The organism is Rugamonas sp. FW305-51 (genome assembly GCF_058786935.1).
The window spans coordinates 33,136-53,206 of the sequence record NZ_JBYSZG010000028.1 but is presented as its reverse complement, the minus strand read 5'-3'; the positions used below and the strand labels follow the sequence as shown (position 1 = coordinate 53,206).

Genomic DNA, 20,071 nt, shown 5'->3' with positions numbered 1-20,071 from the left:
CCGGCCTTACCAGCTGTAGCCGGCCTTGGCGTAGTAGTAGCGGCCGTTGAAGCCGTTCGGTGAGAAGCCGCTGTAGGGGGTGATGCCGTTGTTGTTGAGGTTGCCCGCCGACGTCACCTGGTCCGGATAGCGGTTGCTGGCGTTGTCGATGCCGGCCGTCAGCTTCCAGTTGTTGCCCAGCTTGACGCTGGCCGCCAGGTCCAGCACCCACTGCGGGTCGAATACCTGGTCCAGCGCCGGATTGTTCTGCGGTACCGTGAAGCTGCCGTAACGGGTCACGGTGGCGCGGCCATTCCACGGGCCGGCCGTGTAGTCGGCGGCCAGGCTGAACTTGTCGCGCGGCGAACCGACCGTCATCCGGTTGACGGTCTGGCGGTCGATCAGGGTCAGGCCGTTGGCCGTCAGCAGGGCAGGGTTGGGGGCCACCCGCTCCAGCGTGCTCCGGTTGTGGTTGTAGGCCAGCGTGAAGTCCACCCGGCGCGCCGGCGCCATGAACCAGCGGTAGGTGCTGACCACATCCACGCCCGTGGTGCGGGTGTCGATGGCGTTGGTGAAATAGCGGCCCGCGCCCACCAGGATGCCTTGCGCGGCCAGCGCCTGCTTGAGCGTGTCCGACAGCGTCATGTTGGCCGACAGGGCGATGCGGTCGTCCACGTCGATGCGGTAGGCGTCGATGGTGGCATTCCAGTTATTGGTCGGCTGCACCTGCAGGCCCAGGCTGTAGTTGCGGGCCTTTTCGGCCTTGAGCGGGGTGGCGCCCAGTGCGCCGGCGGCGGCACTGCCGACGGCGAAGGTGCCCGTCTCAATCGGCGTGTTGACGCCGTTGACCACGGAAAAATTGGTGGTGGTGATGGTGTAGAACTGCTGCGCCAGCGATGGCGCCCGGAAGCCGGACGAGGCCGTGCCGCGCAGCGACAACGCGTCGCTGAAGGCATAACGGGCCGAGCCCTTGGCCGACGTGGTGTTGCCGAAATCGCTGTAGCGTTCATGGCGCAGCGCCGCCGAGCCGGAAAACTGGCGGCTGATTTCCGCCTCCAGGTTCAGGTAGAGCGACGTGTTGTGGCGGCTGTTGCTGCCCGCGTTGACGGGGCGGAAGCCGGAAAAGCCCTGCGAACCCGAGCCCAGGTAGGAGGCGGCATCGCCGGCGCTGATCGTGTATTTTTCATGACGCGCCTCCGCGCCCAGCGCCACCGTCAGGGGGCCGCTGAAGGCGGCCATGGGAAAGTCGCGCGCCACGTCCACGTTGAGCAGTGTCTGTGTGTTCTCCAGCTTGCCTGCATGGAAGTGGGTGGGGCTGTCGGCACCCAGGTCCTGGTTGACCGTGTGGTCCAGGTCGAGCTGGAAGGCATTGTTGCCGTAGTTGACGCTGGCGTCCCAACGCCAGCCGCCCGCTTCACCCCGCAGGCCCGTCACCAGCGCCTGGTCGGTGGAGCTGCTGTTTTCCAGCGGCAGGAAGCCGTCCGGATACACCGGGGTGCGTTGCACAAAGACGGTTTGGGCGGGCTCGGTCGGCGTGGGCGGCTTGTTGACGGCGACCAGGGCCGTGCGCCAGGTGGCGGCGGCCGATGTATCGCGCTGGCCGTAGTTGGCGAAGGCATACCATTCCAGGTCGTCGTTGATGGCGTACTGGCTGTTGACGAACACGGTGCGGGGCCGCGTCTCCGGGTCGCCGAAGCGCTGGTTGACCTGGCCGTAGCGCGGTTCCCTGGCGTTGCGCAGGTCGGGGCCGGCGCGGTTGGTGGGGTCGCGGTCGCCCGCCTCGACGGCGACCCGTATCCAACCGTTGTCGCCCAGCGGCAAGCCGCCCGAGCCCCTCAGCGACACTTGCTTGCCGTCGCGCTGCTGGTATTGGCCCACGCCCAGTTCCGCGTCGCCGCCGTTGGGGCCTTTTTTCAGGATGATGTTGATGACGCCGGCGATGGCGTCCGAACCGTACTGGGCGGCGGCGCCGTCGCGCAGCACTTCGATGTGGTCGATGGCGGCCAGCGGGATGGCGTTCAAGTCCACGGGCGCCGAGCCGCGGCCCTGGGTGCCGTTGACGTTGACGACGGCCGACGTGTGGCGCCGCTTGCCGTTCACCAGCACCAGGGTCTGGTCGGGCGACAGGCCGCGCAGCTGGGCGGGCCGGACGGCGTCGCTGGCGTCGGCCCCGGATGGCCGGGGGAAGTTGACCGAGGGCAGCAGCCGGCCCAGCACGGTGGCCAGTTCGGTCGCGCCCGTCGCCTGCAGTTCGCGCGCGCCGATGATGTCGATCGGCGATTCGGAGTCGACCGTGCGGCGGTTCTTGGCGTAGGTGCCCGTCACCACCACCACGGACGGCAATTCGCCTTCCAGCGGCGCAGTCTCCTGGGCGGCGGCGGGCAAGCCCAGGGTGGCGATGAGGGTGGTGGCCAGGACGGCCGGCGGCGTTGGGCTGTGTCGGGAACGGAAACGCATGCAATTCTCTCCAGTGAGGTCAGTGGAAGCAAGAGGAACAGCGAGCTTAACTCTGGGCAAAATTGTCGCCCAAGAATCGTTTCAAGTAATGATATACAGTAATAAAATAAGCTGCAGGCAGGGGCGGCGCGCACGGCAGTTGTGCGGCGGACAGGCGGGATTTTGTGGTGGAAACGAAACAGTGGAGAGTCGCCGCGGCAGGGCGGCAGCCCATCCGCCCGGGCCAGGGCGGGCGGATGGGCGGGCGGCGAACGTTCAGCGGCCCCGCAGCGCGTCGGCGCAGTCGCGCACCAGGGACGGGCCAGCGTAGATCAGGCCGCTGTACAGCTGGACCAGCTGGGCGCCCGCCTCGAACTTGGCGCGCGCGTCCGTGCCGCGCATGATGCCGCCCACGCCGATGATGGGCAGGGCCTCGCCCAGTTCCGCCTTGAGCAGGCGGATCACCTGGTTGGACAGCTCGAACACGGGCGCGCCCGACAGGCCGCCCGCTTCCTCGCCGTGCTGCATCCCTTGCACGGCCGTGCGGCTGAGCGTGGTGTTGGTGGCGATCACGCCGTCGATCTTGTGGCGCAGCAGGGCGTCGGCGATGTTCTTGACCTGTTCGCCATCCATGTCGGGCGCGATCTTCAGGGCCAGCGGCACGTAGCGCTTGTGCTGGTCGGCCAGGCGCGACTGGGCTTCCTTGAGCTGGGCCAGCAGGCCGTCGAGCTCGGAGCCGCCCTGCAGCTGGCGCAAGTTCTTGGTGTTGGGTGAGGAAATGTTGACCGTCACATAACTGGCATACGGATAGACTTTCTGCAGGCACAGCAGGTAGTCGTCCACGGCCCGCTCGATCGGGGTGTCGGCGTTCTTGCCGATGTTCAGGCCCAGCACGCCGGCCTTGTCCTGGTAGAAGCGCGACGCCTGCACATTGGCCACGAAGGCGTCCACGCCGCCGTTGTTAAAGCCCATGCGGTTGATGATGGCGTGCGCGGCCGGCAGGCGGAACATGCGCGGCTTGGGGTTGCCGGGCTGGGCGCGCGGAGTCACGGTGCCCACTTCGATCGAACCGAAGCCCAGGTCGGCCAGCGCGTCGATGTAGGCGCCGTCCTTGTCCAGGCCGGCGGCCAGGCCGACCGGGTTCTTGAACGTCAGCCCCATCACGGTACGGGGATCGGGCAGCGGCTGCTTGACGCACTTGGTCAGGCCCAGCGCGGCGGCCCGCTTCAGGGCCGGCAGGGTGAAATGGTGGGCCGCTTCGGCGTCCATGGAGAACAGCAGGGGACGGGCCAGGGAATACAGGAAATTGTCGGACATGGAGGGCACTCAGAATGGGATGCCGCATTTTACCGTGTCCGACCGGCAAGCCCTAATGCTGGCGCGGCGGCTGCAACACGCCCCACTGGCCCTTGATGCGCGCTTCCAGCGGCCGGAAGTTGATCTTGTAGCTCATCTTGGGGCTCTCGGCAATCCAGTAGCCCAGGTAGACGTAGGGCAGGCCCAGCTCGCGCGCCTGCTCGATCTGCCACAGCACGTTGAAGGTGCCGTAGGACGCCCCTTCCACGTCCGGGTCGAAGAAGGTGTAGACGGACGACAGGCCGTCCGACAGCATGTCGATGATGCTGATCATGCGCAGCGTGCCGTCCGGGTCGCGGAATTCGACCAGCCGCGTGTTGACCCGGCTTTGCAGCAGGAACTGGGCGTACTGGTCGCGGCTGTCCTGGTCCATGCCGCCGCCCGCGTGGCGCGCGCTCTGGTAGCGCAGGTAGAGCGCGTAGTGCTCGTCGGAGAACGACAGCGTGGCCACGGCCGCCCGCAGCTGGCCGTGGCGCACCCAGGCGCGGCGCTGGGTGCGGCTGGGCGTGAACAGGTCGGCCACCACCCGCACCGGGATGCAGGCCTGGCAGCCGTCGCAATAGGGGCGGTAGGTGAAGATGCCGCTGCGCCGGAAGCCGTTCTTGACCAGCTCGGAATAGACGTCGGCGTTGATCAGGTGTGATGGGGTGGCTACCTGCGAGCGGGCCTGGCGGCCATCGAGGTAGCTGCAGGGGTAGGGCGCCGTCGTGTAAAACTGCAGCGTCGCGAAGGGCAGGTCGTTCAGGTGCGTCATGGACGTCCTATCGATACGGTGGCAAAACAGGTGCGATGTTCAGGCATATCTTAGCGCGTTGCGGGCGCCGTGGCGTGCGCGCGCGCATGCAGGATCAGCTTAACCGGGCGCCGGCAAGGGCGCAATTGGTTCCCATGTGGAAATCTGCGGCAAAGCAATATTGTTGCGTAGATGCGCCAGGAAGCGGGCGCGGGGAATGGGCGCCGCGCCCAGCGAGGCCAGGTGGGCCGTCTCCTGCTGGCAGTCGATCATGGCCACGCCGTGGCTGCGCAGGAATTGCACCAGGTAGGCCAGCGCCACCTTGGAGCCGTCGCTGACGCGGGCGAACATGGATTCGCCATAGAACATGCGGCCGATGCACACGCCATAGGCGCCACCCACCAGCTTGCCATCGAGCCACAGCTCGGACGAATGGGCGTAACCCAGCTTGTGCAAGCCCGTGTAGCCGTCGATGATGTCCTGCGAAATCCAGGTGCCGGGGCCGTCCTTGCGGGGCGCGGCGCAGGCCCGCATCACGGCCTCGAAGGCGCTGTCGAAGCGCACCTGCCAGCGGCCGTCCGTGTGGCGGCTGCGTTCGACCTTGCGCAACGTCTTTTTCAGGCTGTCGCTGATGCGGAACTGGTCCGTCATCAGCACCATGCGCGGGTCGGTGCTCCACCACAGGATGGGCTGGCCTTCGGAAAACCAGGGGAAGATGCCGCGCTGGTAAGCGGCCAACAAGCGCTGGGGCGACAGGTCGGCGCCGGCCGCCAGCAGGCCGGGGGCATCCGTCGTGAGCGCGCTGGCCACGTCCGGAAAAGGGCTGTGGGCTTCGAGCCAGGGGATCATGGCCGCCTCAGAGGTCGGTGCGCATGGGGCGATCGATGTCCTGGGTGTAAAAGCCGTGGCAACCGCCCTCGCGCATGCGGGCCCGGTCGGCGAAATACAGCTCCAGCGTGGTGCGGATGGTGGGGAAGGCCAGCTCGTCCCACGGGATCTCCGCTTCCGTGAACATTTTCACTTCCAGGCTTTCCTCGCCCGGCGCGAAATCGAGGTCGCGCAGCGTGGCCAGGTAGAACATGTGGACCTGGTGTACGCGCGCCACGTTGAGCAGGGTAAACAGCTGGCCCAGCTCGATGTTGGCGCCCGCTTCCTCCACCGTCTCGCGTACGGCGGCCTGGGACGTCGTTTCATTGTTCTCCATGAAACCGGCCGGCAGGGTCCAGTAGCCGTAGCGCGGTTCGATGGCGCGCCGGCACAGCAGTACCTGGGTCTGGCCGTCGCGCTCCCATACGGGAATCGAGCCCAGCACCATCTTCGGGTTCTGGTAATGGATGGTGGCGCAGTGGGTGCACACGTAGCGCGGACGGTTGTCGCCAGCCGGCACGGACAGGGACACGGGGTGGGCGCATTCGGAACAGAATTTCATAGGGGGTAGCTCGAGTCGTTATGTGCTTACTTTACACCGATTGCGCCCGTCGCGGCGTGCCCGCGGCCGCTGTGGGGGGCGGAAAATGGCGGAAAACGGGGCGCCGCCGGCCCCCGCTTGGGATTTATACGGCCTATCGCCAGCGATTTCAGGATTAATATTGCCTAAATCAACGAACTGCCCTATAATGATTGCATCAGACGCGGGGTGGAGCAGTCTGGCAGCTCGTCGGGCTCATAACCCGAAGGTCACAGGTTCAAATCCTGTCCCCGCAACCAAATTCCAAAAAAACCGTCATCCGTGCTAAGCTGGTGACGGTTTTTTTATTGCTGCGACCATGCAACAGCGTCCGGCGATGATTTGACCCAGATCATGGAAATGGAACTCCGCAATTGATGTAGCGCAAGAAGCATGGTTGCCGCGGAAGTTCAATGTTACTCTCCAAACATATGCGTTGAGCTGGCATCCCCCCTCCGTCCCGCGGGTTGTCGCTCCCCCAACGCCAGTCTGCGCCCCCAAGCACCGTGCCAGCCGCCTGAACCCATCCGGAACTTTCCGGAGCCGCCGTCCCGCCATCGGCCGGACGTCACCTGGATGCTTTGCACGCCGCTACCTGTTAGGGGGATTGAATGGCACCATCGCGCAGTCGCTTCATCACCCTGGTTACCGTCAGCTACACGGTGCTGGCCCTGGCCTGGATCTTCCTGTCCGACCAGATGCTGCTGGGCCTGGTCACCGTACGGGACGCGGCCTGGCTGTCGACGGCCAAGGGCGTGTTCTTCGTCGTTTGCACGGCGGTCGGCTATTTCCTCGCCTTGCGCTCGCTGGCCGCGGACGAATCGCGCCCGCAATCGCTGCTGTCCATGATGGCCGGCGGCCTGGCGCCCGCGCGCAACAATGGCCCGCTGGCCTATGTGCTGGCGGCCGCCCTGGCCGGCGCCACCCTGTTCGCCCGGCTGCACATGGCGGTGCCCGACCAGCACCATCCCTGGCTGATCCTGTTCATGCTACCCATCATTCTCAGCGCCATGCTGGGCGGACTGGGGCCGGGACTGCTGGCCACGGCCGTGGCATCGGTGGGCGACAAGCTGCTGGCGATCGAACCGCTGTACAGCATGCGATTCGCCCATGGCGCCGATTTGCTGGTCTGGAGCCTGCTTGTGCTCAACGGCATCGTCGTCAGCGTGTTGAGCGAGGTGCTGCGCGGCGCCCTGCACCGGCGCGACGTGGACCGCAACCTACTCACCAGCGTGATCAGCGGCACGTCGGACGCCATCTACGTCAAGGATCTGCACGGCCGCTACCTGATGGCCAACGGCGCCGCCGCCGCCTTCCTGGGCCGCACGCAGGCCGAGGTGGTGGGGCGCGACGACCTGGCCATGCTGCCGGCCGAATCGGCGCTGGCCTTGCTGCAAAAGGACCGCGAGCTCATCGCGTCGGGCCGTACCCAGACCATGGAAGAGCATATCGTCAACCAGGACGGCGAGCGTATCCTGTTCCAGTCCACCAAGGGCCCCGTGTATGACCCGTCCGGCAACGTGATCGGCTTGTTCGGCGTGTCGCGCGACATCACCAAGAGCAAGCTGGCCGAGGAGCGCATCCAGTACCTGGCCCATTACGATGTCCTGACGGGCCTGCCCAACCGGGTGCAGCTGGACGAGCGCATCGAGTTTGCCATCGGCCAGGCCGCGAGCAGCGGCCAGCAGCTGGCCCTGCTGTTCCTGGATCTCGACCATTTCAAGGACATCAACGATAGCCTGGGGCACAGCGTGGGCGACGCGCTGCTGGTGGCGCTGGGGCGCCGGCTGCGTGCCATCATGCGCGCCGGCGACATGGTGGCGCGGCTGGGCGGCGATGAATTCGTGTTCCTGCTGCACGGGGTGGACGTGGCCGGCCTGGCGCAGACCGCCCAGCGCATCCTGGACGTGGTGGAGGAACCATTCTCCATCGAGCAGCACGAACTGACCGTCAGCGGCTCGGTCGGCATCGCCCTGTATCCGGACGACAGCGGCGACCTGGAAGGACTGGTCAAGTGTGCCGACGCGGCCATGTACCGGGCCAAGCAGAACGGGCGCAACCGCTATTGCTTCTTTACGGCCGAGATCGAGGCGATGACCGTGCGCCGCATGCAGGTGGTGGGCGCGCTGCGCCACGCGCTCGAGCAGCACCAGCTGACCATCCACTACCAGCCCCAGTGCAGCGCCCGCGACGGCCGCATCATCGGCGCCGAAGCGCTGCTGCGCTGGCACCATCCCGTGCTGGGGCAGGTGTCGCCGGAAGAGTTCATCCCGGCCGCCGAGGACAGCGGCCTGATCGTCCCGATCGGGGAGTGGGTGCTGCGGCGCGCCGTGCGCCAGATGAAGGCGTGGCTGGACGAGGGCATGGCGCCGTTCGTGATGGCCGTCAATCTGTCGACCATGCAGTTCCGCCATCCCAACCTGCCGGCCATGGTGGCCACCATCCTGGCCGAGGAACAGTTGCCGGCCCAGTACCTGGAGCTGGAACTGACGGAAAGCGGCGCCATGCACGACCCGCCGGCCGCCATCGCCGTGATGGACCAGTTGCATGAGCGGGGCGTGCGGATGGCGATCGACGATTTCGGCATCGCCTATTCCTCGCTCAGCTACCTGAAGAAGTTCAAGGTCTACAAGCTGAAAATCGACCAGTCCTTCGTGCGCGACATCAGCGCCGATCCGGAGGACCGGGCCATCGTCACGGCCATCATCGCCATGGCGCGCGGACTCGGACTGCGCACCATCGCCGAAGGGGTGGAGACGGCGGCCCAGCTGGACTTCCTGCGCGAGCACGGCTGCGAGGAAATCCAGGGCTATTACTTCAGCAAGCCGCTCACGGCCGAACAATTCGGCCGCTTTGCCCGCCAGGTGGAACCATGCGCGGCGTAAGGGCCCACCGCGTGCTGCGGCGCCGCGAACGCCGTCCGGCCCCGTGCGAGCGGGGGCGCAGCCACGCTATTTACCGGCGGCGGGCAGCGTGGCAATGGACTGACGGATGAAGGCCATCATCTGGTCCGTCATCCAGGTGCCCAGCATCAGCTGCGGCTCCTGCGCCAGCGCCAGCCGCATCTTCTCGCGCGTCTCCGGACGGTCGCCCGCGTAGCTGCGGAACAGGACCAGCCACTGCTGCGCCAGCGCCTGCACGGGCCCGTCGCCGGGCGCCGCGCCGGCGTCCATCTGCTGTTGCACGGCCGCGATCAGGACCAGCCAGTCCTGGGTGCGCTGGCCGCTGTGGGCGCGCATGTGTTCCAGCGCATCGGCGTCCAGGTAGCGGGCGTAGATGGCCAGCTTGTGGGCCGAAAATGCCGTCGTCACATAGCGCAGCAGCTCGGGCGTGATGCCTGTGCTGTGCTGGGCCGCCGGCTCCTGCGCCATCACCAGGTTGATGCGGCGGGCCAGGTCGGGATCGGCCCGGGTGTCCCGCTCGAGCATCGTCATCCAGTGGCAGGCCAACTGCTGCACTTGCTCGCTGTCGGCCGGCGTGCCGCCGTCCATCAGGGCGCGCACCCGCGCCACCAGCGTGGCCCATTCCGCGGCCCGTTGCGGCTCGTGGTGGAAGGCCAGCTGTTCCAGTTCTTCCTTGCTAAAGTATTTGTCGTACATGGTCATCAACTCCAACGTGGTTAGCCAATCGGCCAGCGCGGGTGGTTCACCGTGATCGAGTTGGCGCTGCAGCTGCGTCAGTTGCGTGCGCAGCCGCGTGGCCTGGGCGATCTGCCGTTCCAGCGCCGCGATCTGCTGCGCGACGATGGCGGAAAACGGTGTGTCCGGCCGGTCCAGGAAGGCTCCGATGTCGGCCAGCGACATGCCAAAGCGGCGCAGCGCCTGGATCTGGTGCAGGCGGGCGATGTCGTCGCGCTGGTAGAGCCGGTAGCCGCTCTCGGAGCGGGCCGAGGGCCGCAGCAGGCCGATGCCGTCGTAGTGATGCAGGGTGCGCACGGTCAGGCCCGTGCGCTTGGCCAGTTCTCCCACTTTCAGCAACATGCTTGCTCCTTTCCTCAGGCGTGCAGCCAGACTAAGACCTGACGTTGGGTGAGGGTCAAGCGGTTTTGATGTCGCCGCCGGCGGGCGCGGGCGGATGCAGGCTGGCCCACAGGTGGGCGGCGGCCATGGTGCGGTGTGGGCGGTAGCGGGCCAGGAAGTGCTCGGTGCGGGCCATGTCGGGCTTGGCCGACTCGCCCAGCAGCTGCTGCAGGGCGGCGCGCACGGCCACGTCGCCGTGCAGCGAGCAGTCGGCGTGGCCGTAGCCGCGCAGCAGGCCGTAGTTGACGGTCCACGGGCCGATGCCCTTGACGGCCAGCAGGGCGGCCGACACTTGTTCGATGCCGTAGTCCGGTCCCAGGGCCAGCCGCAGTTCGCCGCTGGCCACCAGCTGGGCCAGGCGCAGCACCGTTTCCGCCTTGGCGCGCGAGAATTTGCGCTCCGTCAGCTCGCTCAGCTGCACGCGGGCCGCGCTGGCCGCGTCCGGATAGCACCACAATCCGGAGCTGTGCCGGCATCCGGCCTGCAGGATGAAGGTGCGGCGCAGCGCGATGGCGAAGGACAGGTTGATCTGCTGGCCGATGATGGCCCAGGTCAGCGCTTCGAAAATGGTGGCCGACTGCACCACGCGCAATCCGGCATGGGCCCGCGTGAGGGGGCCGAACAGGGGATCGTCGGCCGTGAAGTCGGCGAACGGCTGGGGATCGATGCGCAGGCCCAGCACGGCGTCCACCGCGGCCCTGGCCTGGGCCGCGATGGCCGGCGTGCATGGGCCGTCAGTCAGCACGGTGCAGCTGGCGCTGGATGGCGCGGGCGTGCCGCCCGGCGCGCTGTCGTGCGTGGGGGCGTACGCTTTGTCGTACGCCATGTTGAGCGCGATGTCGAGCACCACCGGCACGCCGTCGAGCAGCATGCCCTTGCGCAGGCGCTGCGGCGTGACCTGCTCGGCCACGCTTTCCGCGTCGCGCCGATGGAAGGCCAGCACGTCGTCGAGCCGGTAGCCGGCTGGCAGCGGCAGCGTGAATTGCAGCGCGGCCGGTTGCGTGGTGGCTGGTGTCGCCGCTTGTGTCTTGCGTTTGGTCATGCGGCGCCTGCCTTGCGCATCGTCCCCAGACTGGGGCGGAAGCCCGTCACCAGGGCCGTGCCCAGCAGGACGATGGCAGCGCCGCTCCAGGTGTACCAGCCTGTCGTCTCGCCCAGGAACAGCACACCCCACAGGATGCCGAACACGGGGCTGAGGAAGGTCACCGTCAGGGCCGATGCCGGCCCCACGTCCTCGATCAGGCGGAAATAGAGCAGGTAGGCCACGCCGCTGCACAGGACCCCCAGTGCCAGCACGGCGCCCATGATGCCGATGGTGGGTGTGGCCGGCGCCGGGAACCATGGCGACACGGGCAGTACCAGCAAGGTGGCGGCCCACATGCTGCCATGGGCGTTGGCGAACGGCGGCACCGACTGTGCCGGGCTGGCCGACTTGGCGTAGTTGCTGGCGATGCCGTAGTTGAAGGAGGCGAACAGCACGGCCGCAATGGCCAGGCCGGCGCCGGGACCGGCGCTCACATGGTCGAAGCTGACCAGCAGCGCCACGCCGGCGGCGCCCAGCAGCAGGCCCGCCACCACGGTGGGCGCGACCATGCGGCGCGACCACACGGCGCCGATGAGCGCGCCCCACAGCGGCGTGCTGGCGTTGAGCACGGCCATCAGCGAGGCCGACAGCGTGCGCGCGGCGAAGGCGAACAGCAGGAAGGGCAGGGCGGAATTGAACAGGCCCAGGATCAGGTAGTGTTTCCAGTGCTGGCGCAGCTGTAGCGGCTTGCGCAGCACCAGCGCCACCACGGCCAGGAACAGGGCGGCGAACAGCACCCGGTACTGGATCAGCAGGGCGGCGCCCAGCACGGGCGCGGCGATGCGCATGAACAGGAAGGAGCCGCCCCAGATGGCGGCCAGCAGTATCAGTCTGAACAGGTTGGCAGGGCTCATGGACAGGTTCCCGTTTGAAAAGCGTGATTGTCGGGCATGGGCGGCGTTCGCGCCAGCCGCTTCTTGCTCTTGAATTCGTCAGGCGGGGCCGCCCGGCGCCGGTTCGGCCACGCAGGCGTTGCTGCCGGGCGTATCGGGCGTGGCCGCGTGACCCACTTGCAGGGCGGCCGGCACGCCGTTCTTGATGGCCGTCATCTGGGCCAGGATGGCGATGGCGATTTCGGCCGGGGTCTTGCTGCCGATGTAGAGGCCAATGGGGCCGTGCAGGCGCGCCAGCTGGGCCGGCGTGACGTCGAACTGTAGCAGCCGTTCGCGCCGCTTGCCGTTGTTGAGCCGCGAGCCGATGGCGCCCACGTAGAAGGCGTCGGACTTGAGCGCCTCCATCAGGGCCAGGTCGTCCAGCTTGGGATCGTGGGTCAGGGCCACGACGGCGCTGCGGTGGTCCAGCTTCAGTTCCAGCACCAGGTCGTCGGGCATGGCGTGGACCAGCTGCACGCCGTCCAGGTTCCAGCCGCTGCGGTATTCCTCGCGCGGGTCGCAGACGATGACGTGGTAATCCATGGCCGTGGCCACCTGGGCCAGGAAACGCGACAGCTGGCCGGCGCCAATGATAAGCAGGCGCCAGCGGGGCCCGTGCAGCGTCACCAGTTCGCGCGCGCCGGCGGCCATGGCGGCGCCGGGCGGGGCCGGCGCCAGGGTAACGGCGCCGCTGGCCATGTCGAGCCGGCGTTCGACCAGCTCGTGCCGTTCCAGCCGTTGCAGCAGCTCGTCGATGCGGCTGCGGGCCGACAGCGGTTCGATCGCCAGTTCGATGGTGCCGCCGCAGGGCAGGCCGTAGCGGTGCGCCTCGTCGGCGCTGATGCCGTAGCTGACCCGCTCGGGCACGCTGCGCTGCAGGCCGGCGCCGCGGGCGCGCTCGATCAGGTCGTCCTCGATGCAGCCGCCGGAGACGGAGCCGATCACGCTGCCGTCTTCGCAGATGGCCAGCGTGGCGCCCACGGGGCGGGGGCTGGAGCCCCAGGTCTTGATGACGGTGACCAGTTCGCAGCGGCGGCCGGCGGCGATCCAGCCGGCGCAGGTTTTCAGTACTTCAAGGTCGATGCTGTCCATGACGGTGGCTTCCTCCGGGCTGCAGGCATTCGACTATACTATGGCTCTCCAAAGCCTGCAGGAACACCTGATGACCCAACCCGACAACCATGACGATGACGGCAATCCCAAGTTCGGGCGCCTGCTGATCGTGCTGATCATCGCCGTGCTGTTCTGCGTCGCCCTCACCTGGGTGATGGGCGCGCTGTTCCCCAACTTCCCGAATTTTTAACTAACGGCGCCGGCACACGGCCGCCAGTGCGGCGGCGTAGGGTGTGCCGGGCGCGATGGCTTCCGGGCTGAATTGTTCGAAGCGGTAGTTCTCTACCGGCTCGCCCTTGCCCATCGCTTCCGGATAGTAGATCTGCGCCAGCAGCGTGGCGCTGCGTGCGCCGCACGCATACACATGCTGGGCCTTCATCGAGCGATAGGGTTTGCCGCCCGGCGTGGTTTGCGGGCGGCGGAAGGAGCGCAGCGTCCAGGCCCGCCGGCCCTGTTCCTGGCGCACGATGCCGCGCCGGTCCAGGTACAGCGTGGCGCCTTCGGCCCGTCCCACGCGGCTCCAGTGGGTGCCGTGGCGCGTTCCCTTGCCCGCCGCCTGCGCCGTACCGCAGCCGATCAGCAGCAGTAGCGGCAGCAGCAGCAGCCAGGCGCGCATGGCATCGGCCCGGGATCAGGGCAGCAGCGGCTGGCGGGCCCGCTGCTTGGCCTTGATTTCGGCCACCGTCTTGTCGATCACGCCCAGCCGGTAGTTGGTGGCGGGGTGGATGGCCGTGTAGCCGTTCAGCACCGAGGGCGGGTACTGGGCGGCCAGGCGCTGCCAGAAGGCGTGCGCGTGTTCGATGTTGTAGCCGGCGCGGGCCAGCAGGTACAGGGCCAGGTAGTCGGCCGCCGCGTCCAGTTCCTGCGGCACGGGCTTGATGCCGGCGCTGCCGATCAGCAGCGAGGTGTCGGGCCGCACGGCCACCAGGTTGTCGATCATGCCGCCCACGGTGTAAGCCTGGCGCGTGCTGGCCGCGTGGCCCAGCACATTGTGGGCGATGTCCTTGGCCAGCACGAAGGCGATGGCTTCGTCGCTCTGGGCGAAGTTGACCATGCCGCGCGTGATCAGCACGCGCTGGCCGTCGGCATAGGAATTGATGTTGTCCGCGTTGCCCAGGTCGACCTTGAAGGCGCAGGCGCGCGTGACGGGCACGGTGATGGGCTGGACGGCGCTGCCGCGCCGCACCGTGATGCTGAGCGCCGAATGGCGCCCGACCAGCGGGCCCAGGATGCGGGCGGCCTGGGTTTCCGCATTGGGGCCGGTGGGCAGGGCGCGCGCCTCCACCGACACCAGGGTATCGCCCTTGCGCAGGCCGGCGCGGGCGGCGCCAGAGCCGGGCAGCACGCCCGACACCTGCAGCTGCTCGCCGTAGCCCAGCGCGGCCTGGGCCGCGTCGGCATATTCGCCCGGGTAGGAATACTTGTTCTTGGCCGTGAAGCCCAGCAGCTCATGGGCGTGGGTGCGGCACAGGTCCGCGTTGTTGATCAGCAGCGGCGCCACCACCTGGTACAGCCGCTCCTGGGTGGCCACCATGCGGCTGACCGTATCCTGCGCCTCAAGCATGCGGGCCGTCACCACCGCCGGCTCGGGCGCGGGCGCGCTGCTCGGGCGCGGCATGGCGGGCCCCGGCGCCGACGGCGTCGTCTTGAAGGCGGAGCAGGCCGACAGCAGCAGCGCTGCCGTCATGGCTAGCCATGGCGTGGCGATGTGGCGGCGTGCTGCGCCCTGCTGCTGGTCGGTGTGTGGCATGGCCTTTCCTCTATCTCTGCTTAGTTCTGTTTAGTGTTTGCCGGTGCTGCCGAAACCGCCGGCGCCGCGTTCGCTGGCGTCGAATTCCTCGACGATGTTAAAGCCGACCTGCAGCACCGGCACGATGATCAGCTGCGCCAGGCGCTCCATGGGCTGCAGCGTGAAGGCGCTGTGGCCGCGGTTCCAGGTCGATACCATCAGCTGGCCCTGGTAGTCGGAATCGATCAAGCCTACCAGATTCCCCAGCACGATGCCGTTCTTGTGGCCCATGCCGCTGCGCGGCAGGATCATGGCCGCGTAGCCCGGATCGGCCACGTGGATCGCCAGGCCGGTCGGTATGAGCACGGTCTGGCCGGCCTCGATGACGATGGGGGCATCGATGCAGGCGCGCAGGTCCAGGCCGGCGCTGCCGGGGGTTGCATAGGCCGGCAGCAGTTCTTTCATGCGCGGGTCGAGGATCTTGACGTCGATATTTTTCATTGTTGCGGTTCCAGGTGATACGGGTGGTGATGGAGCGCAAGCGTCACTGGAACAGCGAGTACTTGTCGATCCGCTTGGAGATTTCGCACACCAGCTGGCGCGCCAGCGTCAGCTTGTCGGCGCGCGGCAGGATGGTGTGGCCGTTTTCGTCGAACAGGATGATGGTGTTGTCGTCCTGGCCGAAGGTGTGGTGGCCGATATTGCCCACCAGCAGAGGGATGCCCTTCTTCTCGCGCTTGACGGCGCCGTATTCGAGCAGGTTTTCCGATTCGGCCGCAAAGCCCACGCAGTACGGGTGGCCGGCCAGCGAGGTGCGGGCGGCCACCGTGGCCAGGATGTCGGGGTTCTGTTCGAATTTGAGCTCGGGCACGGAGCCGTCGCCCTTCTTCTTCATTTTCTGGGCGCTGCTGTTGGCCACGCGCCAGTCGGCCACGGCCGCCACGGCCACGAACACGTGCTGGCCTTCGACGGCCGCCATCACGGCGTCGTGCATCTGCTGCGCGCTTTGCACGTTAATGCGCTGCACGCCGTAGGGCGTGGGCAGGGCGGTGGGACCGGAGATCAGCAGCACCTCGGCGCCGGCCTCGCGCGCCGCGCGCGCCACCGCGTAGCCCATCTTGCCGGAGGACAGATTGGTGATGCCGCGCACCGGGTCGATGGCCTCGAAGGTGGGGCCGGCCGTGACCAGGATACGCTTGCCGGCCATGGTCTTGGGCTGGAAGGCGGCGATCACTTCCTCCAGCAGCTGCTGCGGTTCGAGCATGCGGCCCAGGCCCACTTCGCCGCAGGCCTGTTCGCCGGCGCCGGGGCCGAAGATGACGATGCCGTCCTCGCGCAGCTGGGCCGCGTTGCGCTGGGTGGCGGGGTTCTGCCACATTTCCACATTCATGGCCGGCGCGATCAGGAGTGGCAGCTGGCGCGGGCGGGCCAGGCACATGGTCGAGAGCAGGTCGTCGCACACGCCGTGGGCCAGCTTGACCATGAAGTCGGCCGAGCAGGGCGCGATCAGGATGGCGTCGGCACCGCGCGTGACGTCGATGTGGGCCATGTTGTTGTCCACCCGCGGGTCCCACTGGCTGGAGAACACGGGCCGGCCCGACAGGGCCTGCATCGTCACGGGGGTGATGAAGTGGGCGGCGGCCTCCGTCATCACCACCTGCACGCTGGCGCCCTGGCCGGTGAGCAGGCGGCACAGTTCGGCCGCCTTGTAGCAGGCCACGCCGCCGGACAGGCCGAGGACGATTTTCTTACCGGTGAGGTCCATGCTGGTGCTCCCGTACTTAGCGGTTCACGCGGCGCAGTTCATCGAGGATGAACAGGCCGGCGCCCAGGCAGATGGCCGAATCGGCGAGGTTAAACGCCGGGAAGTGGCCGAATGCCGGGTGGTGGAAATCGAGGAAATCGATCACGTGGCCGTACAGCAGGCGGTCGATCACGTTGCCGATGGCGCCGCCCAGGATCAGGGCCAGGGCCCAGCAGAACAGGCGCTGGCCGCCATGCTTCTTGAGCAGCACGATGATGTAGGCGGCCGCGCCCAGGCCGATGGCGGTGAAGAAGTAGCGCTGCCAGCCGCCGGCGTGCTGCAGGAAGCTGAAGGCAGCGCCCTGGTTGTAGGCCAGCACCAGGTTGAAGAAGGAGGTGACGACTTTCTCTTCACCGAGCGAAAACAGCTTGGTGATGGTGATCTTGGAGAGCTGGTCGAGCAGGATCACGATGGCGGCGATGCCGAGCCATGGCGTGAGGCTGGCTTGCGGTTTGGCGGAAAAGCGGGATTTGTTGGTGGCCATGGAGTGTTCGATAGTTTCGTGGCCGCCGCCGCGCCTTGCCCGGCACGGCAAGCGTGTGCTGGGTGGCGCGGCGTCGGAGGCAGGCATATTACAGGCTTACTGCGAGGCTTAGGCGAACTTGCGGCGCTCGCCTGCGCCGAACAGGTTGCTGTGGCAGCGGCCGCACAGGGTCGGGTGGTCGGCGTGGCTGCCCACGTCGGCGCGGTAGTGCCAGCAGCGCTCGCACTTGCCGGCGGCCGATGCGGCCACTTCCACCGTTTCCTGGGCCGCGTCGGCCACCTGGGCCACCGTGGCCTGCGAGGTGATGAAGACGAACTTGAGGTCATCTTCCAGGCTGGCCAGCAGCGCGTACTTGTCGCCGGCAGCCTTGATGCTCAGTTCTGCCTGCAGCGACGAGCCGATGGCGCCCGAGGTGCGCAGGTCTTCGAGCTGCTTGGTGACGTCGGCGCGCACGGCGCGCAGGGCTTCGTACTTGGCCAGCAGGGCGGCGCCATCGGCCAGTTCCGGCAGCTGCCACCAGGTCTGGGTGAAGATGGTCTCGTCGCTGGCCTGGAAGCTCTCGGGGCCGGCGAAGATGGCCCATGCTTCCTCGGCCGTGAACGACAGGGCCGGCGCCATCAGCCGCAGCAGGCTTTGCGTGATGTGCCACAGGGCCGTCTGCGCCGAGCGCCGGCCGTGGGACGTCAGGCCCGAGGTGTACAGGCGGTCCTTGAGGATGTCGAGGTAGAAGCCGCCCAGGTCTTCCGAGCAGAAGTTCTGCAGCTTCGACACCACCGGGTGGAATTCATACTGTTCGTAGTGCTGCGTGATCTGTGCCTGCAGCGCGCCCATGTTGGCGATGGCGTAGCGGTCGATCTCCAGCAGTTCGGCCACCGGCACGGCGTGCTGCGCCGGGTCGAAGTCCGAGGTGTTGGCCAGCAGGAAGCGCAGCGTGTTGCGGATGCGGCGGTACGATTCGGTCACGCGCTTGAGGATCTCGTCGGAGATCGACAGCTCGCCCGTGTAATCGGTGGCGGCCACCCACAGGCGCAGGATGTCGGCGCCCAGCTTGTTGGACACGTCCTGCGGCGAGACGGTGTTGCCGACCGACTTGGACATCTTCTTGCCTTCGCCATCGACCACGAAGCCGTGCGTGAGCAGCGCCTTGTAGGGTGGCGCGCCGTTCAGCATGGACGACGTCAGCAGCGAGGAGTGGAACCAGCCGCGGTGCTGGTCCGAGCCTTCCAGGTACAGGTCGGCCGGGAAGTGCGATTGTTCCTTGTGCGAGCCGCGCAGCACCGTCTGGTGCGTGGTGCCGGAGTCGAACCACACGTCCAGCGTGTCCTTGTTCTTGTCGTAGTGGGCCGCCTCGTCGCCGATCAGGTCCTTCAGGTCCAGCTTGAGCCAGGCGTCGATGCCGCTCTTTTCGATCAGCTGGGCCACCTGTTCCAGCAGCTCGGGGGTGCGCGGGTGCAGCTCGCCCGTCTCCTTGTGCACCACGAAGGCCATCGGCACGCCCCACTGGCGCTGGCGCGACAGAGTCCAGTCGGGACGGTTGGCGATCATGCCGTGCAATCGCGCCTGGCCCCAGTCCGGGAAGAACTGGGTGGCGTCGATGCCCTTGAGGGCGCTCTGGCGCAGGGTCGGGCCGCCATCCTTGGGATGGATGTCCATGCCGGCGAACCACTGCGAGGTGGCGCGGTAGATGATGGGGGTCTTGTGACGCCAGCAGTGCATGTAGCTGTGGTCGAACATCTTCACTTCGAACAGGGCGCCGGCTTCTTTCAAAGCGGCGCAGATCGGCTTGGACGCTTCCCAGATCGTCATGCCGCCGAACAGGGGCAGCGATTCGGCGTACTTGCCGTCGCCCAGCACCGGGGTCAGGATGGCGTCGTCCTTCATGCCGTGCGCCTTGCAGGAGATGAAGTCGTCCAGGCCGTAGGCGGGCGCCGAGTGCACCACGCCGGTACCGCTCTCGGTGGTGACGTAGTCGGCGATGTACATCGGCGACAGGCGGTCGTAGAAGGCGTCGCTGGCATGCAGCGGGTGGCGGAAGCCGATGCCGGCCAGCGCCTGGCCGTCGCAGGTGGCGATGGTGGTGCCATCGAGCTTGTAGCGGGCCAGGCACGATACGGCCAGGTCCTGGGCCAGGATCAGCAGCAGCGGCTGGCCGTCGCGCACGGTTTCCACCAGCGCGTACTTCACTTCGGCGTGCACGTTCAGGGCCTGGTTGGACGGGATGGTCCACGGGGTGGTGGTCCAGATCACGATGTAGCCGTTCCCGGTCGGCAGCTTGTCGAGGCCGAAGGCGGCGGCCAGCTTGTCGCATTCGGCGAACTTGAAGCCGACGTCGATGGCCGGGTCGCGCTTGTCGGCGTATTCCACTTCCGCCTCGGCCAGGGCCGAGCCGCAGTCGAAGCACCAGTTGACCGGTTTCAGGCCGCGGTAGACGAAGCCCTTGTCGAGCAGCTGGCCCAGGGCGCGCAGCTCGTCCGCTTCGTTCGAGTAGTTCATGGTCAGGTAGGGGTTTTCCCACTCGCCCAGCACGCCCAGGCGGATGAAGTCACGGCGCTGGCGCTCGACCTGCTCATGGGCGTAGGCGCGGGCCTTGGTCAGCACGTCGGCCGTGGGCAGGTTCTTGCCGTACTGTTTTTCGATCTGGATCTCGATCGGCATGCCGTGGCAATCCCAGCCCGGCACGTAGGGCGCGTCGAAGCCGGCCAGGGTGCGCGACTTGACCACCATGTCCTTGAGGATCTTGTTGACGGCGTGGCCGATGTGGATGTCGCCGTTGGCGTAGGGCGGACCGTCGTGCAGCACGAATTTCGGGCGGCCGGCGGCGGCCTTGCGGATGCGCTGGTAGATCTTCTTGTCCTGCCATTCCTTGACCCATTGCGGCTCGCGCTTGGCCATGTCGCCGCGCATGGGGAACGGGGTCTCCGTCATGTTGACGGGGTATTTGCTCTCGGGTTTCTTGCCCTGCTTGTCTTGTTTCGGATTGGCTGGTTTGTTATCGGACATGTTTATCTTCTAGGT

General features: G+C 67.3%; 17 protein-coding genes and 1 tRNA gene. 3 read left to right on the top strand and 15 right to left on the bottom strand.

Annotated features, from left to right (window positions below; genetic code table 11):
• Positions 1 to 6: 6 nt before the first annotated feature.
• From AC3WOS_RS18635 to AC3WOS_RS18615, 5 genes are all read right to left on the bottom strand, one after another.
• Positions 7 to 2,436, bottom strand: coding sequence for a TonB-dependent receptor plug domain-containing protein (locus AC3WOS_RS18635; protein ID WP_492717517.1), 2,430 nt, complete (start codon positions 2,434 to 2,436; stop codon positions 7 to 9).
• 255 nt (positions 2,437 to 2,691) lie between these two features.
• Positions 2,692 to 3,732 carry a quinone-dependent dihydroorotate dehydrogenase gene (locus AC3WOS_RS18630; protein ID WP_492717516.1) on the bottom strand — a complete coding sequence of 347 codons (1,041 nt, stop codon included), beginning with the start codon at positions 3,730 to 3,732 and terminating at the stop codon, positions 2,692 to 2,694.
• A gap of 52 nt (positions 3,733 to 3,784) precedes the next feature.
• Positions 3,785 to 4,525: an arginyltransferase gene (locus AC3WOS_RS18625; RefSeq protein WP_492717515.1), complete on the bottom strand. Its 741-nt coding sequence runs from the start codon at positions 4,523 to 4,525 to the stop codon at positions 3,785 to 3,787.
• Between the two features lie 99 nt (positions 4,526 to 4,624).
• Positions 4,625 to 5,353: a leucyl/phenylalanyl-tRNA--protein transferase gene (gene aat / locus AC3WOS_RS18620; RefSeq protein WP_492717514.1), complete on the bottom strand. Its 729-nt coding sequence runs from the start codon at positions 5,351 to 5,353 to the stop codon at positions 4,625 to 4,627.
• 7 nt (positions 5,354 to 5,360) lie between these two features.
• Positions 5,361 to 5,933 (bottom strand): NUDIX hydrolase, encoded by a 573-nt coding sequence (locus tag AC3WOS_RS18615; RefSeq protein WP_492717513.1) that lies wholly within the window; start codon positions 5,931 to 5,933, stop codon positions 5,361 to 5,363.
• Positions 5,934 to 6,134: 201 nt separating this feature from the next.
• Here AC3WOS_RS18615 and AC3WOS_RS18610 point away from each other — a divergent pair.
• Both AC3WOS_RS18610 and AC3WOS_RS18605 read left to right on the top strand, forming a co-directional pair.
• A tRNA-Met gene (locus AC3WOS_RS18610) sits at positions 6,135 to 6,211 on the top strand.
• 351 nt (positions 6,212 to 6,562) lie between these two features.
• A complete protein-coding gene (locus tag AC3WOS_RS18605) occupies positions 6,563 to 8,836 on the top strand; it encodes a putative bifunctional diguanylate cyclase/phosphodiesterase (protein WP_492717512.1) in 2,274 nt (757 codons plus the stop codon).
• 66 nt (positions 8,837 to 8,902) lie between these two features.
• Here AC3WOS_RS18605 and AC3WOS_RS18600 read toward each other — a convergent pair whose 3' ends face one another.
• From AC3WOS_RS18600 to AC3WOS_RS18585, 4 genes are all read right to left on the bottom strand, one after another.
• Positions 8,903 to 9,931, bottom strand: a complete 1,029-nt coding sequence (locus AC3WOS_RS18600; RefSeq protein ID WP_492717511.1) for a MerR family transcriptional regulator — start codon at positions 9,929 to 9,931, stop codon at positions 8,903 to 8,905.
• Positions 9,932 to 9,986: 55 nt separating this feature from the next.
• Positions 9,987 to 11,012 carry a DNA-3-methyladenine glycosylase 2 gene (locus AC3WOS_RS18595; RefSeq protein ID WP_492717510.1) on the bottom strand — a complete coding sequence of 342 codons (1,026 nt, stop codon included), beginning with the start codon at positions 11,010 to 11,012 and terminating at the stop codon, positions 9,987 to 9,989.
• A complete protein-coding gene (locus tag AC3WOS_RS18590; protein ID WP_492717509.1) occupies positions 11,009 to 11,908 on the bottom strand; it encodes a DMT family transporter in 900 nt (299 codons plus the stop codon). Before AC3WOS_RS18590 ends, AC3WOS_RS18595 begins: the two co-directional genes overlap by 4 nt.
• A gap of 78 nt (positions 11,909 to 11,986) precedes the next feature.
• Entirely contained in the window at positions 11,987 to 13,018 is a 1,032-nt protein-coding gene (locus tag AC3WOS_RS18585; RefSeq protein WP_492717508.1) for an XdhC family protein, read from the bottom strand.
• A 70-nt stretch (positions 13,019 to 13,088) separates the two neighbouring features.
• Between AC3WOS_RS18585 and AC3WOS_RS18580 the strand changes: the two genes are divergently transcribed.
• Positions 13,089 to 13,229 (top strand): hypothetical protein, encoded by a 141-nt coding sequence (locus AC3WOS_RS18580; protein ID WP_492717507.1) that lies wholly within the window; start codon positions 13,089 to 13,091, stop codon positions 13,227 to 13,229.
• Here AC3WOS_RS18580 and AC3WOS_RS18575 read toward each other — a convergent pair whose 3' ends face one another.
• The 6 genes from AC3WOS_RS18575 to ileS form a co-directional block, all read right to left on the bottom strand.
• Entirely contained in the window at positions 13,230 to 13,655 is a 426-nt protein-coding gene (locus AC3WOS_RS18575) for a surface-adhesin E family protein (RefSeq protein WP_492717506.1), read from the bottom strand. It abuts the gene before it with no gap.
• A 15-nt stretch (positions 13,656 to 13,670) separates the two neighbouring features.
• Entirely contained in the window at positions 13,671 to 14,789 is a 1,119-nt protein-coding gene (locus tag AC3WOS_RS18570) for a M48 family metalloprotease (protein ID WP_492717505.1), read from the bottom strand.
• Between the two features lie 30 nt (positions 14,790 to 14,819).
• Positions 14,820 to 15,269: a dUTP diphosphatase gene (dut, locus tag AC3WOS_RS18565; protein WP_492717504.1), complete on the bottom strand. Its 450-nt coding sequence runs from the start codon at positions 15,267 to 15,269 to the stop codon at positions 14,820 to 14,822.
• Between the two features lie 43 nt (positions 15,270 to 15,312).
• Complete coding sequence (gene coaBC / locus AC3WOS_RS18560) at positions 15,313 to 16,533, bottom strand: bifunctional phosphopantothenoylcysteine decarboxylase/phosphopantothenate--cysteine ligase CoaBC (protein ID WP_492717503.1); 1,221 nt, start codon at positions 16,531 to 16,533, stop codon at positions 15,313 to 15,315.
• A 16-nt stretch (positions 16,534 to 16,549) separates the two neighbouring features.
• Positions 16,550 to 17,056, bottom strand: a complete 507-nt coding sequence (gene lspA, locus AC3WOS_RS18555) for a signal peptidase II (RefSeq protein ID WP_492717502.1) — start codon at positions 17,054 to 17,056, stop codon at positions 16,550 to 16,552.
• A 108-nt stretch (positions 17,057 to 17,164) separates the two neighbouring features.
• Positions 17,165 to 20,056 (bottom strand): isoleucine--tRNA ligase, encoded by a 2,892-nt coding sequence (gene ileS, locus AC3WOS_RS18550; protein WP_492717501.1) that lies wholly within the window; start codon positions 20,054 to 20,056, stop codon positions 17,165 to 17,167.
• Positions 20,057 to 20,071: the final 15 nt, after the last annotated feature.